Origin of the sequence: Nonomuraea roseoviolacea subsp. carminata (genome assembly GCF_024172185.1) — a bacterium.
GTDB lineage: Bacteria > Actinomycetota > Actinomycetes > Streptosporangiales > Streptosporangiaceae > Nonomuraea > Nonomuraea roseoviolacea.
On sequence record NZ_JAMZEC010000001.1, the window covers coordinates 5,090,809 to 5,107,727 of the forward strand.

Sequence of the window (16,919 nt, forward strand, 5' to 3'; positions counted from 1 at the left end):
CGGGCTCCGTGCGGCTACTACTTTGTGAAGAGTTTCACTAAGGCGCGCGAGCAAAGACCCGGACCTGGGGGACCGGGAACTGCTCGCCGGACGACCGGAACGACCTCGGGGTTCTGGTTAAACGTCCTACGTTCCGACGTCAGTCTGAGCCTGTCAGCCACGGAGAGTGCACGCAAGGGGTTCAGGGCGAAGTTTTGGCCGTAATGGATGTCGGATGCGTCACACAATGACCGATTGTAACCAGCTAGACCAGGACTTGTAACGCGTTCGGGATAGACCGGAACGTTACGGATTCGCGTTCGCCCAGGTAGTCCCCGTCCAGTTCGAAGGCCACCGGGCGGTCCGCGGTGAGGGTGAACTCGGGTTCGTCGTGCAGTTGGACGAGGTGCCGGCCGGACGGAAGGGCGTCACTCTCCGTGAGGATGTGCTGGATGAGCGGCATCAACGAGGTCAGGCCCATGCGCTGGAGTCCCAGCATGTCGAGGCCGGTCTCGAAGGAGGCCCACGGCGTGGGGCGGACCGGCCGGGTGCCGACGTACGTCCAGGGCGAGGTGTTGGAGACGATCGCCATGAAGATCCCCGCCGCCGTGGGGATGCCCGGGCCGGTCAGCGTCATCGCGGGACGCCGCTTGTCGGTCGCGACATAGTGCCGTAGCGCGGTGTTCACGTAGCGGGCGGGCGTCGCCTTGCGGCCGGCGCCGCGCAGGCCCTCGACGGCCCGGACGACCTCGGCGTCGTACCCCAGCCCCGCGCAGAAGGTGAAATATCGGCTCTCGTTGTCCCAGAGGGCCTGGCCCAGGCCGACGGTCCTGCGACGGCCCTCGCGCAGCGCCTCCAGCACCGCGCCGAGTGCCTCCACCGGGTCGTTCGGCAGGCCGAGCCCGCGGGCGAACACGTTGGCGCTGCCGCCGGGAATGACGATCACCGCCGGGCGCCCGGCGCTCGGGTCGCCGTCGCCGTCACTGGCGGAGGAGGTGGAGCGGCCGGGGGCCGAGGGCTGGGCCGCGACGCCGTTGACGGGGTTGAGCAGGCCGTTCACCGTCTCGTTGATCGTGCCGTCGCCGCCGAGGACGGCCACCACGTCGTACCCCTTGGCGCACGCGGTGGCGGCCAGCGCCGCCGCGTGGCCCCGGTAACCGGTCTCCTCGACGGTCAGCTCCATGGTCGCCCCCAGCGCCCGGATCAGCACGTTCCGGGTGCGGGCGTTCGTGGTCGTCGCCTTGGGGTTGACCAGCAGCATCGCGCGCATGAGGCCAGCGTATCCATGATGGATGTCTGTCTTGTCGAGAAGATCCCGGTTTCGTCCTTGAAGGCCCCGGGCGGAGGCCGGACCGGCGGCCGGAGCGGATAGGGTTCCCGTGTGTCGAAGCGTCCCCTGAGCCTGCTGGTCGCCGCCGTCGTCGTCGCCCTGGAGGGCCTCGTGACGTTCGGGCTGGGCGGTTTCGTGGCGGTCGAGACCGCGCGCGGGCTGGCCGACAACGTGACCACCGCCATCGCCGAGGCGGTCTTCGGCATGCTGATCGGCGCGGGACTGCTCTGGGTGGCGTGGGGCGGCCTGCTGAGAGGCGAGCGCTGGGGCAGGACGCCGAGCGTGCTCGCCCAGATCTTCCTGCTGCCCGTCGCGATCACGCTCATCGACTCCGGCCGTCCCGACCTCGGGATCCCGCTGGTCGCGGTGGCGATGATCGGCCTGGCCGCCCTGCTCGCACCCCCCACCACGAAGGCGTTGTACGGCGACGGCCAGGAGACCCGCTGACGGCCCGGCGTCGTACGGCGACGGCCCGGCGCCCCGCCTGAGGCAGCGCCTCGCCTGAAAGGCGGCGTCAGTCGTCGGCGGTGAGGCCCTCGCGCAGCTGGGCCAGCGTGCGGGCCAGCAGGCGCGAGACGTGCATCTGCGAGATGCCCAGCTCGGTGGCGATCTGCGACTGCGTCATGTTGCCGAAGAACCGCAGCAGGAGAATGCGCTTCTCGCGCGGCGGCAGGCGTTCGAGCAGCGGCTTGAGCGACTCGCGGTACTCGACCCCTTCGAGCGACTCGTCCACGATGCCGAGCGAGTCGGACACGGCGGGCGCGTCGTCGTCGCCGGAGTCGGGCGCGTCGAGGGACACCGTCGAGTAGGCGTTGGCCGACTCCAGCCCCTCCAGCACCTCCTCCTCGGTCATCTTGAGGTAGGCGGCCAGCTCGGCGACCGTCGGCGCGCGCCCCTCGCGCTGCGACAGATCGCTTATCGCCTTCGTCAGCGAGAGCTTGAGCTCCTGCAGCCGGCGCGGCACCCGGACCGCCCAGCCCTTGTCGCGGAAGTGCCGCTTGATCTCACCGACGATGGTCGGCGTCGCGTAGGTGGAGAACTCCACGCCGCGGTTGAGGTCGAACCGGTCGATCGACTTGATGAGCCCGATCGTGGCGACCTGGGTGAGGTCGTCGAGCCATTCGCCGCGGTTGCGGAAGCGCCGCGCGAGGTACTCGACCAGCGGAAGGTGGAGCTCCACCAGCTCGTCCCTGATGCGCTGACGGCGCGGCTCCTCGGGCCCCAGCTCGGCCAGCTCGGCGAACAGCATGCGGGCACGGACCCGGTCGGGCACAGCGTGGTCGCTGGTGGCCATGGCTCCAGTCCTTTCCGTCACGCCGGCCTCGCCGCGCCTCGGCGCTTACGCAGGACGATCGCCATGCGGTCGGGAGAGTCGGTAACCGCCTCCACGTCGTCGGCCAGGGCGGTCAGGACCATCCAGGCGAAGTCGTCACGCTTGGGCGCGGAGCTGCCGACTGTGGCCACCTCGACCTTGACCTGCATCTCCTGGCCGGTCAGCTCGAACTCCGCGGTCAGGTCGGTGCCCGGGACCGCCTCGTTCAGGAGCATGGCGCACGCCTCGTCGACCGCGATCCGCAGATCCTCGATCTCGTCGAGCGTGAAGTCGAGCCGGGCGGCCAGCCCGGCCGTGGCCGTACGCAGCACGGACAGATAGGCGCTCGCCGCGGGAAGCCTGATGCTCACCACGTCGCGGATGCCGGTCTCGCCCTCCATGCGCGTCTCGGTTTCCTCGGTCACGTTCCTCCTCGCGTATACGACGCTGACTGCAACTTACCGCCCCTGAGAGGTGCTTGGACGATTCAGACTCGCCATCAACGGAAAAGGCTCTGTGTAGCGGGTAACCACACAGAGCCTTTGCGCCGTTCTACGCGGCCTTGGTCTCCCAGAAGATCTTGGAGATCTCGTCGATCTTGCCGAGCAGGTCCTCGGCCTTGGCGACCTCGACCGTGCCCTTGGCGCCCGCCGCGCCGGCCAGCTTCGTGGCGTCCCAGAAGAGCTGGTGGAGCTGGGGGTACTGCTCCAGGTGCGGGGGCTTGAAGTAGTCGGTCCACAGCACCCACAGGTGGTGCTTGACCAGCTCGGCCCGCTCCTCCTTGATGGTCAGCGCGCGAGCGCGGAACACCGGGTCCTCGTTGGCCGCGTACTTCTCCATGATCGCCTTGACCGACTCCGCCTCGATCCGCGCCTGAGCGGGGTCGTAGACGCCGCAGGGCAGGTCACAGTGCGCGGAGGCGACGTGCTTGGGTCGTAGCAGTCGTGCGAGCATCAGAAGGTCCTTCCTTGATGCTGAGTCAGCTTGGTCCACTTACCGACCTTACTCGGGTCGCAAGCCCCGTGACGGAGGGGGTCTCGGCGTATGAGAGTGCGTGTCGAAGGGGATTCGATGCGCCCCGCGCTGCTGCCGGGCGACTGGCTCCTGGTGCGGCGCGGCGCCCCTGTCCGGCCCGGTGACATCGTGGTCGCCAGGCTCCCCGGCGACTCCTCCCGGCTGATCGTCAAGCGGGCCGCCTGGCGGGGCGACGACGGGTGGTGGCTGGAGAGCGACAACCAGCGGGCCTCCGGGCGGCGCGACAGCTGGGACTTCGGGCCCGTCACCGACGTGGTCGGCCGGGTCGTGCTGCGTTACTGGCCGCCGCGGCGGCGTCCGCGACCCCCCTCATAGCGCCACGTTCGCGGTCCGCTCAGAGCGCGCGGCGGCGGGCCCGGTGGGCGGCGACGTTGGCGCGGGTGGCGCAGCGGGAGGAGCAGTAGCGCCGCGAGCGGTTGGAGGAGGTGTCGAGGAACGCCCGGCCGCAGCGGGGGTCCTGGCAGCGGCCCAGCCGCTCGGCGCCGTGCTCGGCGACCACCGCGGCCAGGCCCATGACGGCGCCGGCGGCGGGGTCCTCCGTGGGGTCCTCGGCCAGGTGCAGGTGCCAGCCGCGGCCGTCGTGGGCGGCGAGCTGCGGCCGTACGGGATGGAGGACGAGCAGCACGTTGAGGAGCGCCGCCACGGTGGTCTCGTCCTCGGCGTCGAAGACGGCGGCGAGCCGGTCGCGCAGCTCCCGCAGGGCGGGCGGCGGGTCCGGGTCGTTGACGAGACGGACCGCCCACTCGGCGTAAGAGGTCAAGTCCATGCCGGAGTATTACACGGCCGGCGCCCGATGCGCGGCCCTGGTATGCGGAGGGGCGGCCACCCTGGTCCGCGGAAGGTGGCCGCCCCTCGTCCGTCCTCGCGCGTCAGCCCTCGGGGTGCAGCACGCGCTTGAGGAAGGTGCGGGTGCGTTCCTGCTGCGGGTCGCCGATGACCTGGTCGGGTGACCCGTCCTCGACGATCACGCCGCCGTCCATGAACACGACCCGGTCCGCGACCTCGCGGGCGAAGCCCATCTCGTGGGTCACCACGAGCATGGTCATGCCCTCCTCGGCCAGCTTGCGCATGACCGCGAGCACGTCGCCGACCAGCTCGGGGTCGAGCGCCGAGGTCGGCTCGTCGAACAGCATGAGGTCGGGGCCCATGGCCAGCGCCCGGGCGATGGCCACCCGCTGCTGCTGGCCGCCGGAGAGCTGGGCCGGGTAGGAGCCCGCCTTGTCGCCGATGCCCACCCGGTCGAGGTTGGCCCGGGCGACCTTCTCGGCCTCCTTCTTGTCGCGCTTGAGCACCCGCTGCTGGGCGATCATGACGTTCTGCAGCGCGGTCATGTGCGGGAACAGGTTGAACTGCTGGAACACCATGCCGATGCGGCGCCGTACCGCGTCGATGTCCACGTCGGGGTCGGTGACCTCGACGCCCTCCACCAGCACCTTGCCCCGGGTCGGCTCCTCCAGCAGGTTCACGCAGCGCAGCAGCGTGGACTTGCCCGAGCCGGAGGGGCCGATCACGCAGACCACCTGGCCGGCCTCGACGGTGCAGTCGATGCCCCGCAGCACCTCGTTCTTGCCGAAGTGCTTGTGCAGGTCCCTGATCTCGATGGCGTGCGTCATCGGGCCCTCACCTCCCGCTTCTCCAGCCGGCTGGAGAGGTGCCCCAGAGGGATCGTCACCAGCAGGTACGTCAGGCCGGACACCATGATCGGCGTGGCGTTGGCGTACTGGGAGGCCAGGTCGTTGCCGAACTTGGCCAGCTCCACGTACTCGCCGGACACGCCGAGGAACAGCACCAGCGACGAGTCCTTGAGCAGCGCCACGAACTGGTTCGTGGTCGGCGGGATGACGATCCTGATGGCCTGCGGGATGATCACCGTGACCTGGGCCCGCGCGGCCGACATGCCGAGCGAGCGCGCCGCCTCGACCTGCCCCTTGGGCACCGCCTGCAGACCGGCACGGAACACCTCCGCCTGGTAGGCCGCGCCCACCAGGCCGAGGCCCAGGATGCCCTGTCCGTACGTGCCGCCGGGCACCTCGAAGCCGGGCAGGGCCAGCGGCAGGAAGGTGATCAGCAGGAAGATGAGCAGGGCGGGCAGCCCGCGGAAGACCTCGATATAGAGCGTGGAGATCCAGCGGTATGGCCGGACGGTCGACAGCTTCATCAGCGCGAGCACCAGCCCGAGCACGAAGGAGAAGACGAAGCCGCCGACCGTGTAGATGATCGTGTTGCGCAGCGCGACCGTGAACAGCTCGGGCAGGGCCTTGTCGGCCACGTCCGGCTTGGCGAAGTTCTCCGCCAGGCTGCCCCAGTCGGCGTACAGGGCGATGCCGACGACGATCGCGACCAGGACGGCGTACTGGATCGCGCGGCTGATGCGCTGCTTCTTACGCGGGCTGAGCCGGGCCTTCGCGCCCGGCTCAGCCGTCACCTGTGGTGGGAGGTGATCCGTCATGGATCAACCCAGCTCGCCGGGCTTCTTGCCGAACCACTTGACGTAGATCTTCTCGTACGTGCCGTCGGACTTGGCCTGGGTGATCGTGTCGTTGATCGTCTTGAGCAGGACCGGGTCGGCGGCCTTCTTCAGGCCGATGCCGTACTGCTCGCCCGTGTCGAGGCTGGCGATCAGCTCGAACTTGGCGGCGATCTCCGGCTTCTTCAGCCAGGTGAGCACGACCGGCAGGTCCTGGACGATCACGTCCGCCTGGCCGGCCTGCAGCGCCAGCAGCTCCTTGGAGCTGTCGGCGTACTCGGTCGGGTCCAGGCCCTGCTTCTTGACGTAGTCGAGGCCCGTCGTGCTGGCCTGGGCGCCGAGCTTGAGGCCCTTGGCCTTGACGTCCTCCAGCGACTTGGCGCCCGTGCCCTTCTTGGCCAGCAGGGCCTGCGTGGCGTCGAAGTACGGCTCGGAGAACGTGATGTTCTGCTTGCGCTCAGGAGTGATCGTCATGCCGGCGGCGGCGACGTCGCACTTGCCGGTGGCCATGGCCGCGCCGCTCTTGATGACGGCGAAGTCGATGTCCACGATCTCCTGCTGGACGCCGAGCTTCTTGGCGACCAGGTCGACGATGTCCACGTCGAACCCGACGATCTTGCCGTCCTTGTCCTTGAACTGGAACGGCTCGTACGGGATGTTGGTGCAGGTGGTGAGCTTGCCCGGGTGAACGAGCTTGGCTCCGCCCGCGGCATTGCCGCCTCCGGTGGTGGCGGAGGTGGAGCCGCCTCCCGAACCGCCGCCACAGCCGGACAGCGCCAGGACGGCGGTAAGGGCGAGCGCGCCGATGGCTTGGCCACGGCTGCTCCTGGGCCAGAGGGCCATGTCAGGCCTCCTCATGGGTATATGCCAAAAAGTCGGATTTGGTGAAGTTTAAGTGGCAGGTTGCCCGGCTCCGTCATCGGACATTTAACAATGCGTCAACGGAACGGCGTCGATGGCGATACCTGTGGTCGTGTCGGCGTGTGGCACTATGGGGCGACGGGTGACCCCCGTAACCCCTCACGAGACGTTCGGGAGGGGACCCTGGCGGCTACCGAAGCCAGGCCTCTCGCGCCGTCTGCCGAAGGTCCTTCGTCCGTCCGATGACTACTGGGGTCTCTCTGTGACTGCCTCCCCTGCTTCGTCCACATCGTCCTCACCCGCCTCACTCGACGTCGATCCGGTCTTCGCCCTGCACCGCGGCGGCAAGCTGGAGGTCCGCTCCACCATCCCCGTCCGCGACGCCGGCGACCTGTCACTGGCCTACACCCCCGGGGTGGCCCAGGTCTGCACCGCCATCGCCGACACGCCGTCGCTGGTCAACGACTACACGTGGGTCTCCAACGTCGTGGCCGTCGTCTCCGACGGCACCGCCGTGCTCGGCCTCGGCGACATCGGCCCGGCCGCCGCCATGCCCGTCATGGAGGGCAAGGCGCTGCTGTTCAAGGAGTTCGCCGGGGTCGACGCCGTGCCGATCTGCCTCGACTGCACCGACGTCGACGCGCTCGTCGAGACCGTCGTCCGGCTCGCCCCCTCCTTCGGCGGCATCAACCTCGAGGACATCAGCGCCCCCCGCTGCTTCGAGGTCGAGAACCGCCTGCGCGAGCTGCTCGACATCCCCGTCTTCCACGACGACCAGCACGGCACCGCCATCGTCGTCCTGGCCGCCCTCACCAACGCCGCCCGCCTCACCGGCCGCGCGCTCGGCGACCTGCGCGCCGTCGTCGCCGGCGCCGGCGCCTCCGGCGTCGCGGTCACCCGCATCCTGCTGGAGGCCGGCATCGGCGACATCGCCGTGGCCGACTCCAAGGGCATGATCCACTCCGGCCGCGACGACCTCAACCCGGTGAAGGCCGCCCTGGCCCGCGACACCAACCGCGCCGGCCACACCGGCTCCACCGAGCAGGCGCTGGCCGGGGCCGACGTGTTCGTCGGCCTGTCCGGCTCGACCGTCTCGGAGGAGGCCATCGCCTCCATGGCGCCCGACTCCATCGTGTTCGCGTTGTCCAACCCCACGCCCGAGGTGGCGCCGTCCGTGGCGGCCCGCCACGCCCGCGTGGTCGCCACCGGCCGCTCCGACTTCCCCAACCAGATCAACAACGTGCTCGCCTTCCCCGGCGTCTTCCGCGGGGCGCTCGACGTCCGGGCCACGGCCATCACCGAGAACATGAAGGTGGCCGCCGCCACCGCGCTCGCCGCCGTCGTGGGCGACGATCTCGCGGCCGACTACGTCATCCCCAGCCCCTTCGACGAGCGGGTCGCCCCCGCCGTCACCGCGGCGGTCGCCGAGCAGGCCAGGAAGGACGGAGTCGCCCGCGTCAACGGCTGACGCGTACAGGATCTGCCGGGCCGGCGTCCGAACAGTTCGCGCGAGCATCGGGAAAGCGCAAAACTTCCTTTACTCAGCGTGCTATAACAGGAGCCCTCTGTAAGGACGCCGGCTCCCGCCTCCCTCGGTGAGGAGGCCACGAGGTGGCCGGCTCCACTCCCGCGGTGAGGAGAGCGATGACACGCGAGCCCAACAGACTGCTGCGGCAGCTCATCGCGGAGTCGGGCTTCTCCCACAAAGGGCTGGCCAGGCGCCTCAACGAGCTGGGCGCCGCGCGCGGCACCCCGGGCCTGAAGTACGACCACAGCTCCGTCCTGCGATGGATCGGTGGCCAGCGGCCCAGGGAGCCCGTGCCGGCGCTGCTCAGCGAGATCTTCGCGCTACGGCTCGGCAGGCCCGTCCGACCCGAAGACCTGGGCATGCCGACGATCATCACCCCCCTCGACCTCGGGCAAGAGTTCACGCACACGTGGCAGGAGGGGGTCGCGACCGTGACGGCACTGTGGCGGGCCGACGTGGAGAGAAGAAGATTCCTGATCGACTCCACGTTCGCGATAGGAGCCGGCTCCGTGGGAGCCGTGCGCTGGCTGACATCCCCATCCGAAGGCCGCCTCGAAGGCGGCGGCAACCGCCGCGTCGGCCGGGCCGACATCGCGGCCATCCACGAGGTGACCCGCTCGTTCGGCGAGCTCGACAACCGCTTCGGCAGCGGGCGCGTGCGCGCCTCCGTCGTCAAGTACCTCGACACCGCCGTGGGGCCGCTGCTCAAGGACGGCACGTACGGCGAGGCCACCGGCAGGCAACTGGCCGCCGCCGCGGCCGAGCTCACCCGGCTGGCCGGCTGGATGGCCTACGACCTGGAGCAGCACGGTCTCGCCCAGCGCTATCTCATCCAGGCGCTGCGCCTGGCCAGGGGAGCGGGCGACGACGCGCTCGGCGGCGAGATCCTGGCCGGCATGGCCCACCAGGCCATCTACATGAGCCAGCCGGCCCACGCCCTCGACCTGGCCAGGGCCGCCCAGCTCGCGGCGCGACGCTCCGGCGTCCAGACGCTCATGGCCTCCTGCCACGTGCTCGAGGCCCACGCCCACGCCGGGCTCGGCGACGCCCGCTCCTGCAGCGCCAGCCTCCACCAGGCCGAGCTGGCCTTCGACCGCCGCTCCCCGGGCCGCGAGCCCGCCTGGCTCGGCTACTTCGACGAGGCCTACCTCGCCGCCAAGTTCGCCCACTGCTTCCGCGACCTCGGCGACGGGCCGCGCGCCGTGCGCCAGGCCCGCCGCTCGCTCGACATGGACGGCCGCTACGTGCGGGGCCGGATGTTCAACCTGTCGCTGCTGGCCGCCGGGCTGCTCCAGTGCGGCGAGCTGGAGGAGGCGTGCGGGGTGGCGGCCGGCGCCCTCGACCTGGCGGGGGAGCTCCAGTCGGTCAGGTCCCGCTCCTACGCCACCGACCTGCGCAGGCGGCTCGAACCGTACCGGCGCGAGCCAGCGGTCACATCCCTGTACGAACGCGCCCGCGCCCTCGCGCCGGTGTGATCACTTACCGATGAGCTCGCCGCCGGGGCCGACGATCGACTTCGTCGCCGCGTGGTTCGCCTTGTCGTAGACGTCGGCGACCTCGCCGTCGAAGTAGGCCGAGCTGACGAAGTCGATCCGGTCGTTGCCGTCCTGGTCGTGGAACATGCTCGTGACGCCGTTGACGTAGCCGGTGCGCTTGTTGTTGTCGTAGCGCAGCAGCCACGGCGCGCCGTCGGAGCCGCCGGTCATCGAGCACTTCAGCACCTGGTGCGTCTCGACCTCGAACATGTTGACCTGGTAGGTCTTGGTGCCCGTCCGGCCGGCGCAGATCTTGGGAGTCAGGCCGGTGAAGGGCTTGTCGCCGTCGGGGTGCGGGGCGGCGGGGTAACCGAAGACGGTGACCTTCTGGCCCATGGGCTGGTTCCAGGCGACACCCTGGCCGCCGACGGCGTCTCCGAGCCGGCCGGCGTCCTTGGCCAGGCCGAGGACGTACTCACCCTGGTAGAACGTGCGCGAGGTGCCGGGCTTGAGCCACTTCTGCGTGTAGAAGCGGGTGATCGTGTAGTTCCCGCCCGTGTCGTCCTTCGCGCCGGGCCCCTTGTACGCGTCGTACTCGGCCTTCGTCACCGGGACGGTCTCCGGCTCGCCGAACTTGTAGCCGTTACCCCTGCCGGTCTTGGCGTCCTTGTACGCCTGCTCGCCGACCTCGTCCCGCTCCACGACCGCGCCCGGGTAGTCGGGCCCGACCTGGTCGGCGGGCTTGTCCTCGCCCTCGGACCAGCAGTTGCCCAGGTTCAGCACGCAGGTGCCGAACTCCTTGGCGGTGATCTCGTGCTTCTTGACCCACTTGTCGCCGGCCCACTTGTCGAACTCGGCCTTCGTCACCGTCTTCTCGCCGGCGAGCTCGAAGCCGTTGTGCACCGCCACGAACGCGAAGTCGCCGTCGTAGTCGTCGTAGGTGTCGAGGTCGTAGGCGGTGAAGGCGTACGCGCCCGCGTACACGCCGAACGGGGCCTTGCCCTGGAAGTAGCCGGGGACGAACACCCACTTGGCGAAGACGTCCTTGCCCTGCTCGTAGACGCAGTGGCCGGCCGTGGCGACCAGGTTGCGGTTCCTGGCCTGGATGGAGGTGGCCGAGCACCAGCGCTGGTTGCCGCTGCGGTCGAGGAAGAACACCTTGCCGATGGTCTTCGGCAGGTTCACGTTCTTCGACTTGGGCGCGGCGCCGCTCGTGCCGGTCGGGGCCGTCATGCCGGGCTTGCCGTCGGCCGAGGTGGTCTGGGGGTGCACCAGCTTGGGCACGTCCTTGGCGTCCACGCGGAACTCCGTGGCCTTCTTCAGGGCGGCGCCGTTGGCGTCCAGCCAGAAGTACGCGGCGCTGTAGGCGTCGGCGGGCTTGGGGGAGAGGGGATCGCTCACCCAGCTCGGCGCGGCGGTGGCGGGGGTGGCGAGGACGGCGGCGCTGAGACCGGCGACGGCGAGAGGGACGAGCAGGCGCTTCACTGGGGGGCTCCACAAAGTTGTCAAATGTCTCGTAAGACCCTATCGACCCTGTAGTCACTGAGGTAAGGGGCGTATCAAAAGGACCCGGAAAAGGCCGAAGGGCCCGGCAGAAGCCGAGCCCTTCGGGTCAAGCTGGTGAACGATGACCTAGGGCCGTCGTTCGGGTACCGCGCTGAACTACTTGACGAGCTTGCCGGACCACACGGCCGCAGCGGCCTTGTAGATCGCGGCGGTCTCGCCGTCGAAGATCGGCGAGGTGATCGTGTCGTAACGGTTGTTGCTGTCCACGTCCACGATCAGGCTGGTCACACCGGTGACGTAGCCGAGACGCTTGGCGTTGCTGTACTTGGCGAGCCAGGGGCCACCGTCGTAGCCGGCGGTCACCGGGCAACGCAGGCTCTGGTGCTCCTCGACCTTCTTGGCCGGGACCTGGAGAACCTTGGAAGCGGTCTTGCCGTAGCACCACTTCGGCGTGACACCCGTGTAGGGCTTGTTGCCGTCGGGGTGCGGGCCCGCCGGGTAACCGAAGGTACGGACGACGGCACCAGCAGGCTGGTTCCACGCCACACCCTGGCCACCGACGTTGTCACCAAGGCGACCGACGTCCTTGAGGCCACCGGTCACGATGAAGGGCTCGAGGCGCAGGTAGCGAGCAACCTTGCCCGGCTTGTACCACTGCTGCACGTAGTAGTGCGTGATGAGGTAGTTGCCGGCCGAGTCCTTGGACTTCTCGCCGATGCCGTTGTAGGCCAGCCACTCGTTCTTGGTGACGATCTCGGTGATCGGCTCGCCGAACTTGGCCTTGTTGGCCTTGCCAACCGGAGCAGCGTCGTAGACGCCCTTGGAGACTTCGACCTTCTCCACCACAGCGCCGGGGTAGTCCGGGCCGGTCTTCTCAGCCTGGGCACCCGGGTCGACCGTGTAGTAGTTGGTGGTCTTCGGGTCGAGCTTGCCCTTCTTGTACTCGTCCTCGGAGACCTCCACCTCCTTGACGTCCTTCTCACCCTGGAAGGCCTTGTACTCCTCCCAGGTGACCGACTTCGGAGCGTCGGCGTTGGGGCCACCGATGCCGTTGTAGACGGTGACGAACGCGTAGTCGCGGTCGAAGTCCTCGTAGACGTCGAGGTCGTAGTGGGTGAAGGCCTGCTTACCCACGTAGATGCCGAACGGCGTCTTGCCCTGGTAGTAACCGGGGACGAAGACCCAGCGGCTCACGACCTCGTTGTTGGCGGCCATGTCGTAGACGCAGTGCCCGGCCGTGGCGACCAGGTTGCGGTACTGCGACTGGATCGAGGTGCCGGAGCACCAGTACAGCTTGCCGTCGCGACCCTCGAAGAAGACCTTGCCGATGGTCTTCGGCAGGTTCACGTTCTGGGTCTTGACCGCGACCTTCTTCTCCTCGCCGATCGGCACAGCCGAGCCCGGCTTGGTGTCGGCGGAGTAGCCGCCGCCGCTCTTGATCTTCTTGACCTCGAGCGAGTCGGGGTTGAAGGCAACGGCCTGCGTCAGCGCGGCGTTGTTGGACTTGCTCCAGAAGTCCGCGACCTCGGCGGCCTGCGCCTCGGTCTTGGCCAGAGCGTCGCTAGCGACGTCGCCCTGGGCCTGAGCAGTGCCGGCCAGACCAGCGGCCAGCAGACCGGTGGCCAGAAGGGCGCCACCGGCGGGGAGGAGGATGCGCTTCAAGGTAACTCCTTGCGCTGTCGTGGAACGCCTCTTGCGTCCCATGCGTCAGTAAAGGGATAGCCAGAAGATACATGCGTGATCTTGAGGTCCGGTAGCCACTTTGGAAGGAAAACAGGGGGCTTGTCGGCCGTGATCGTTCTGTGATGTTTAGAGCGGCTATCGCTAGGACTTGTCCGGTGTGCCTGACGCGCCCGTTTTCCCTGATCAACATAAGCGTGTTGTCAGAGTGACTACTGAGGGCTAGGTGTCGTTGATCAGAGCCGCTCGGCATCACTGTGATGCACATCACATCGGTTCGATGGCACCGTATGCGCGTCCGATGCGTCAAAACGGTCCGCACTTTCCCCGGGAACGCCGAAGGGCCCGGCGATGCCGGGCCCTTGACGAGTGAACGCGGGGTCGATCGGGTCACCCCGATCGGGGTGCGCTACTTAGAGGATCTTGCCGGACCACACGTTCGAGGCGGCCTTGTAGATCGCCGCGGTCTCGCCGTCGAAGTACGGCGAGGAGATGTAGTCGACACGACCGTTGCCGTCCTGGTCGTTGAAGGTGCTGGTGACACCGTTCACGTAGCCGAGACGCTTGGTGTTGCTGTAGTTGAGCAGCCACGGACCACCGTCGGCGCCCTCGGTCATCGAGCACTTGAGGGCCACGTGCTCCTCGATCTTCTTGGCGGCGGAGCCGACAAGCTTCTTCGAGGTCTTCCCGTAGCACCACTTGGGCGTGACGCCGGTGAAGTTCTTGTTGCCGTCGGGGTGCGCGGCGGCCGGGTAGCCGAACACGCGGACGTACTTGCCGGTGGGCTGGTTCCAGGCCACACCCTGACCGCCGACGTTGTCACCGAGACGGCCGGCGTCCTTCGCGAAGCCCTCGATGATGTAGAAGACGGTCTTGTAGAACTTGGTGTCGGAGCCGGGCTTGTACCACTGCTGCACGAAGAAGTGCGTGATGGTCCAGTTGCCGCGGGCGTCCTGCGCGACGGTCGCCGGGTACTTCTTGGCGTCCGCCTCCTTGGCCTTCTTGTAGGCGGCGGCCTGGGAGTCGGTCACGATCTCCGTGACGGGCTCGCCGAACTTGAAGCCGTTGCCCTTGCCGACCTTGGCGTCCTTGTAGGTCGCCTCGGAGACCTCGATCTTGGCGACCTCGGCACCGGGGTAGTCGGGGCCGGTCGGCTCCGCCTTCGAGCCACGCTTGACCCAGCACGCCGTGGTGGAGGTCGGGTCCAGCTTGCACTGACGGAACTCGGCGCGGGAGATCTCGACGTCCTTGGCGTCCTTGACGCCCTGGTACTTGTCGAACTCGGCCTTGGAGACCTGCTTGGCCGTGCCGCCACCGAGCTGGATGCCGTTGTACACGGTCACGAACGCGTAGTCGCGGTCGTAGTCCTCGTACACGTCGAAGTCGTAGTGCGTGAACGCCTGCTTACCGACGTAGATGCCCCACGGCGACTTGCCCTGGTAGTAACCCGGGACGAAGACCCACTTGGACATGACGTCCGTGTTGCCGGCCGTGTCGTAGACACAGTGGCCGGCCGTGGCGACCAGGTTGCGGTACTTGGACTGGATCGAAGTGGCGGAGCACCACTTCTTCTCGCCCTTGCTGTTGACGAAGAAGACCTTGCCGATGGTCTTCGGCAGGTTCACGTTCTGAACCTTGACCGAGGTCTTCTTCTCCTGGCCGATCGGCGAAGCCGAGCCCGGCTTCGTGTCGGCGCTGTAGCCGCCCTTGCTCTGGAGCTTGGCGACGTCCTTGCTGTCCCAGACGTTGGACTCGGTCGCGGCCTTGAGGGCCGCACCGTTGCTCTCGGCCCAGTACTGGGCGATGGCCTTGGCGTCGGCCGCGCTCTTCGCCATCGGGTCGGTGGCGACGTCACCGGCGGCCTGAGCGGTGCCGGCGAGGCCGGCAGCCAGAAGGCCGGTAGCCAGGATGGCGCCACCGGCGGGGATGAGGATGCGCTTCAAGGGAACTGCTCCTTGGTCTGTCGTGGGACGCATGTTGCGTCCCATGCGTCAGTAAAGGGATAGCAAGGAACATAGCGCGGTGATCTTTGCAGGTGGAAGCCGGTTTGCCCCATTAGGTAGGCGCCCTTACCGCCGTGACCTTTCCGTGACCTGTCAGTGATCTTCGCTGACGGTGATCATGGCGTCACGTTTTCGCTGGGTATCGCGCGGTTTCGTAACGCCCGAGTAAAGGCGGATTAAACGGACATCACACAGCGTGGTCGCCTGCATGTGATGCAGATCACAGGAACCAAATCAGGCCCCAACTCCGTCTAACTCTCCCTCCGGCCCGGATGATCTTCCGAATCGGCGTCCCTGGCGGGGTTTTCCACCCCTCCCCGCGCCTTCGGGGCCCAAACCGCGGACACGAAAAAGGGGCCCGGCCGAAGCCGGGCCCCTCCGTGAAGCGGGTGTTACTTGTACAGCTCGCCGTTCGGGCCGACGATCTTGCCGGACCACACGTTCTTGGCCGCGTTGTAGATCGACGCCGTCTCACCGTCGAAATACGGCGAGGTGATGTAGTCGATGCGGTCGTTGCCGTCCTGGTCGGCGAACGTGCTGGTCACGCCGTTGACGTAGCCCAGACGCTTGCTGTTGCTGTAGTTGCTCAGCCAGGGGCCGCCATCGAAGCCGGGCGTGACCGGGCACTTGAGGCCCACGTGCTCCTCGATCTTGAGCCACGGGGCGCCCACGGCCTTGCCGGTCGTGGCGCCGTAGCACCACTTCGGCGTCACGCCGCTGTAGGGCTTGTTGCCGTCCGGGTGCGGGCCGGCGGGGTAGCCGAACGCGCGCACGGTCTTGCCCGTGGGCTGGTTCCAGGCCACGCCTTGGCCGCCGACGTTGTCGCCCAGGCGGCCCGCGTCCTTCGACAGCAGGATGTAGAAGTGGCCGCCCCAGCTGCGCTTCGGGCCGCTGAACCGCTCGAAGTCCTTGCGGTCCACCTGCTTGACGCCCTCGAAGGCGATGCCGTTGAAGACGGTGACGAACGCGTAGTCGCGGTCGTAGTCCTCGTAGACGTCGAAGTCGCTGTGGGTGAACGCCTGCTTGCCGACGTAGATGCCGAACGGCGCCTTGCCCTCGTAGTAGCCGGGCACGAACACCCAGTTGCTCATCGTGTCCTTGTTGCTGTCCGTGTCGTACACGCAGTGGCCGGCCGTGGCGACCAGGTTGCGGTAGTTGGACTGCACGGACGTGGCCGTGCACCAGCGGAACTTGCCGGAGCCGTCCACGAAGAACACCTTGCCGACCGTCTTGGGCAGGTTGACGTTCTGCGCGCGGCCGATGGGCTTCTTGTCCTCGCCGATGGGCGCGGCGGTGCCGGGGTTGCCGTCCGCGGTGTAGCCGCCCTTGGAGACGAGCTTCCGGACCTCCTTGGCGTCCCAGGTGTACGCCGTGGCGGAGCGGAGCGCGGCGCCGTTGGAGGCCAGCCAGAACGAGGCGACCGAGGCGGCCTGCGAGGTGTTGCGGGCCATGGGGTCGGTGGCGATGTCCGCGCGGGCCTGCGCGGTGCCGGTGAGGCCGGCGGCCAGCAGGCCGGCGGCCAGGGCGACGCCACCGGTCGGGAGGAGGATTCGCTTCAAGGTAACTCCAGGCTTTGCCTTGTGCTGCCGGGGTTCCGTACATCCCTCGGTGCAGCAGACGGACAGCCGGGAACCTATCGGTCTGACTCCGCGCCTGTGAATTTCGCGAAGATCATGTCATGGGCCGGTGAGGCTGTCGTGATCTTTCTGAGATCACGTTCTGGCTGATCATTATGGGGGTTGC

General features: G+C 68.2%; 16 protein-coding genes. 4 read left to right on the forward strand and 12 right to left on the reverse strand.

Annotated features, from left to right (window positions below):
• Positions 1-244: 244 nt before the first annotated feature.
• Positions 245-1,249 carry a diacylglycerol/lipid kinase family protein gene (locus HD595_RS23740; protein ID WP_253772541.1) on the reverse strand — a complete coding sequence of 335 codons (1,005 nt, stop codon included), beginning with the start codon at positions 1,247-1,249 and terminating at the stop codon, positions 245-247.
• Between the two features lie 111 nt (positions 1,250-1,360).
• On the opposite strand from HD595_RS23740, the gene HD595_RS23745 reads away from it, so the two are divergent.
• Complete coding sequence (locus HD595_RS23745; RefSeq protein WP_253772544.1) at positions 1,361-1,756, forward strand: hypothetical protein; 396 nt, start codon at positions 1,361-1,363, stop codon at positions 1,754-1,756.
• A 67-nt stretch (positions 1,757-1,823) separates the two neighbouring features.
• Here HD595_RS23745 and HD595_RS23750 read toward each other — a convergent pair whose 3' ends face one another.
• The 3 genes from HD595_RS23750 to sodN all read right to left on the reverse strand — a co-directional run bounded on the left by HD595_RS23750 (position 1,824) and on the right by sodN (position 3,575).
• Positions 1,824-2,603: an RNA polymerase sigma factor SigF gene (locus HD595_RS23750; protein WP_175592535.1), complete on the reverse strand. Its 780-nt coding sequence runs from the start codon at positions 2,601-2,603 to the stop codon at positions 1,824-1,826.
• Between the two features lie 17 nt (positions 2,604-2,620).
• The gene (locus HD595_RS23755; protein ID WP_175592534.1) at positions 2,621-3,046 is read right to left on the reverse strand and encodes an ATP-binding protein; all 426 of its coding nucleotides are present in this window, start codon (positions 3,044-3,046) and stop codon (positions 2,621-2,623) included.
• Positions 3,047-3,173: 127 nt separating this feature from the next.
• Positions 3,174-3,575: a superoxide dismutase, Ni gene (sodN, locus tag HD595_RS23760; protein ID WP_205303561.1), complete on the reverse strand. Its 402-nt coding sequence runs from the start codon at positions 3,573-3,575 to the stop codon at positions 3,174-3,176.
• A gap of 90 nt (positions 3,576-3,665) precedes the next feature.
• Between sodN and HD595_RS23765 the strand changes: the two genes are divergently transcribed.
• Positions 3,666-3,971, forward strand: a complete 306-nt coding sequence (locus HD595_RS23765) for a S24 family peptidase (protein WP_301309577.1) — start codon at positions 3,666-3,668, stop codon at positions 3,969-3,971.
• Between the two features lie 19 nt (positions 3,972-3,990).
• On the opposite strand, the gene HD595_RS23770 is transcribed toward HD595_RS23765, so the two are convergent.
• From HD595_RS23770 to HD595_RS23785, 4 genes are all read right to left on the reverse strand, one after another.
• Positions 3,991-4,422: a CGNR zinc finger domain-containing protein gene (locus tag HD595_RS23770; RefSeq protein ID WP_253772548.1), complete on the reverse strand. Its 432-nt coding sequence runs from the start codon at positions 4,420-4,422 to the stop codon at positions 3,991-3,993.
• 103 nt (positions 4,423-4,525) lie between these two features.
• Positions 4,526-5,269, reverse strand: a complete 744-nt coding sequence (locus HD595_RS23775; protein ID WP_253772550.1) for an amino acid ABC transporter ATP-binding protein — start codon at positions 5,267-5,269, stop codon at positions 4,526-4,528.
• The gene (locus HD595_RS23780) at positions 5,266-6,105 is read right to left on the reverse strand and encodes an amino acid ABC transporter permease (protein WP_253772552.1); all 840 of its coding nucleotides are present in this window, start codon (positions 6,103-6,105) and stop codon (positions 5,266-5,268) included. Before HD595_RS23780 ends, HD595_RS23775 begins: the two co-directional genes overlap by 4 nt.
• Positions 6,106-6,108: 3 nt before the next feature.
• Entirely contained in the window at positions 6,109-6,966 is an 858-nt protein-coding gene (locus HD595_RS23785; RefSeq protein ID WP_253772554.1) for an ABC transporter substrate-binding protein, read from the reverse strand.
• A 280-nt stretch (positions 6,967-7,246) separates the two neighbouring features.
• Here HD595_RS23785 and HD595_RS23790 point away from each other — a divergent pair, with 280 nt between their 5' ends.
• Positions 7,247-8,452, forward strand: a complete 1,206-nt coding sequence (locus tag HD595_RS23790; RefSeq protein WP_308211217.1) for an NAD(P)-dependent malic enzyme — start codon at positions 7,247-7,249, stop codon at positions 8,450-8,452.
• Between the two features lie 176 nt (positions 8,453-8,628).
• Positions 8,629-9,987, forward strand: coding sequence for an NsdA family TPR-like regulatory protein (locus HD595_RS23795; protein WP_253772556.1), 1,359 nt, complete (start codon positions 8,629-8,631; stop codon positions 9,985-9,987).
• Here the strand turns inward: HD595_RS23795 and HD595_RS23800 are convergent, their stop codons facing one another.
• The 4 genes from HD595_RS23800 to HD595_RS23815 form a co-directional block, all read right to left on the reverse strand.
• Positions 9,988-11,472, reverse strand: a complete 1,485-nt coding sequence (locus HD595_RS23800; protein WP_253772558.1) for a trypsin-like serine peptidase — start codon at positions 11,470-11,472, stop codon at positions 9,988-9,990. It abuts the gene before it with no gap.
• Between the two features lie 177 nt (positions 11,473-11,649).
• The gene (locus tag HD595_RS23805; protein ID WP_253772560.1) at positions 11,650-13,155 is read right to left on the reverse strand and encodes a trypsin-like serine peptidase; all 1,506 of its coding nucleotides are present in this window, start codon (positions 13,153-13,155) and stop codon (positions 11,650-11,652) included.
• 431 nt (positions 13,156-13,586) lie between these two features.
• The gene (locus HD595_RS23810; protein WP_253772562.1) at positions 13,587-15,116 is read right to left on the reverse strand and encodes a trypsin-like serine peptidase; all 1,530 of its coding nucleotides are present in this window, start codon (positions 15,114-15,116) and stop codon (positions 13,587-13,589) included.
• A 452-nt stretch (positions 15,117-15,568) separates the two neighbouring features.
• Entirely contained in the window at positions 15,569-16,735 is a 1,167-nt protein-coding gene (locus tag HD595_RS23815) for a trypsin-like serine peptidase (RefSeq protein WP_253772564.1), read from the reverse strand.
• Positions 16,736-16,919: the final 184 nt, after the last annotated feature.

Excerpts from the sequence above, each read along its gene's own strand:
- HD595_RS23740 (WP_253772541.1), bottom strand. The coding sequence starts at position 1,249 with ATGCGCGCGATGCTGCTGGTCAACCCCAAGGCGACGACCACGAACGCC.
- HD595_RS23750 (WP_175592535.1), bottom strand. The coding sequence starts at position 2,603 with ATGGCCACCAGCGACCACGCTGTGCCCGACCGGGTCCGTGCCCGCATG.
- sodN (WP_205303561.1), bottom strand. The coding sequence starts at position 3,575 with ATGCTCGCACGACTGCTACGACCCAAGCACGTCGCCTCCGCGCACTGT.
- HD595_RS23765 (WP_301309577.1), top strand. The coding sequence starts at position 3,666 with ATGAGAGTGCGTGTCGAAGGGGATTCGATGCGCCCCGCGCTGCTGCCG.
- HD595_RS23770 (WP_253772548.1), bottom strand. The coding sequence starts at position 4,422 with ATGGACTTGACCTCTTACGCCGAGTGGGCGGTCCGTCTCGTCAACGAC.
- HD595_RS23775 (WP_253772550.1), bottom strand. The coding sequence starts at position 5,269 with ATGACGCACGCCATCGAGATCAGGGACCTGCACAAGCACTTCGGCAAG.
- HD595_RS23780 (WP_253772552.1), bottom strand. The coding sequence starts at position 6,105 with ATGACGGATCACCTCCCACCACAGGTGACGGCTGAGCCGGGCGCGAAG.
- HD595_RS23785 (WP_253772554.1), bottom strand. The coding sequence starts at position 6,966 with ATGGCCCTCTGGCCCAGGAGCAGCCGTGGCCAAGCCATCGGCGCGCTC.
- HD595_RS23795 (WP_253772556.1), top strand. The coding sequence starts at position 8,629 with ATGACACGCGAGCCCAACAGACTGCTGCGGCAGCTCATCGCGGAGTCG.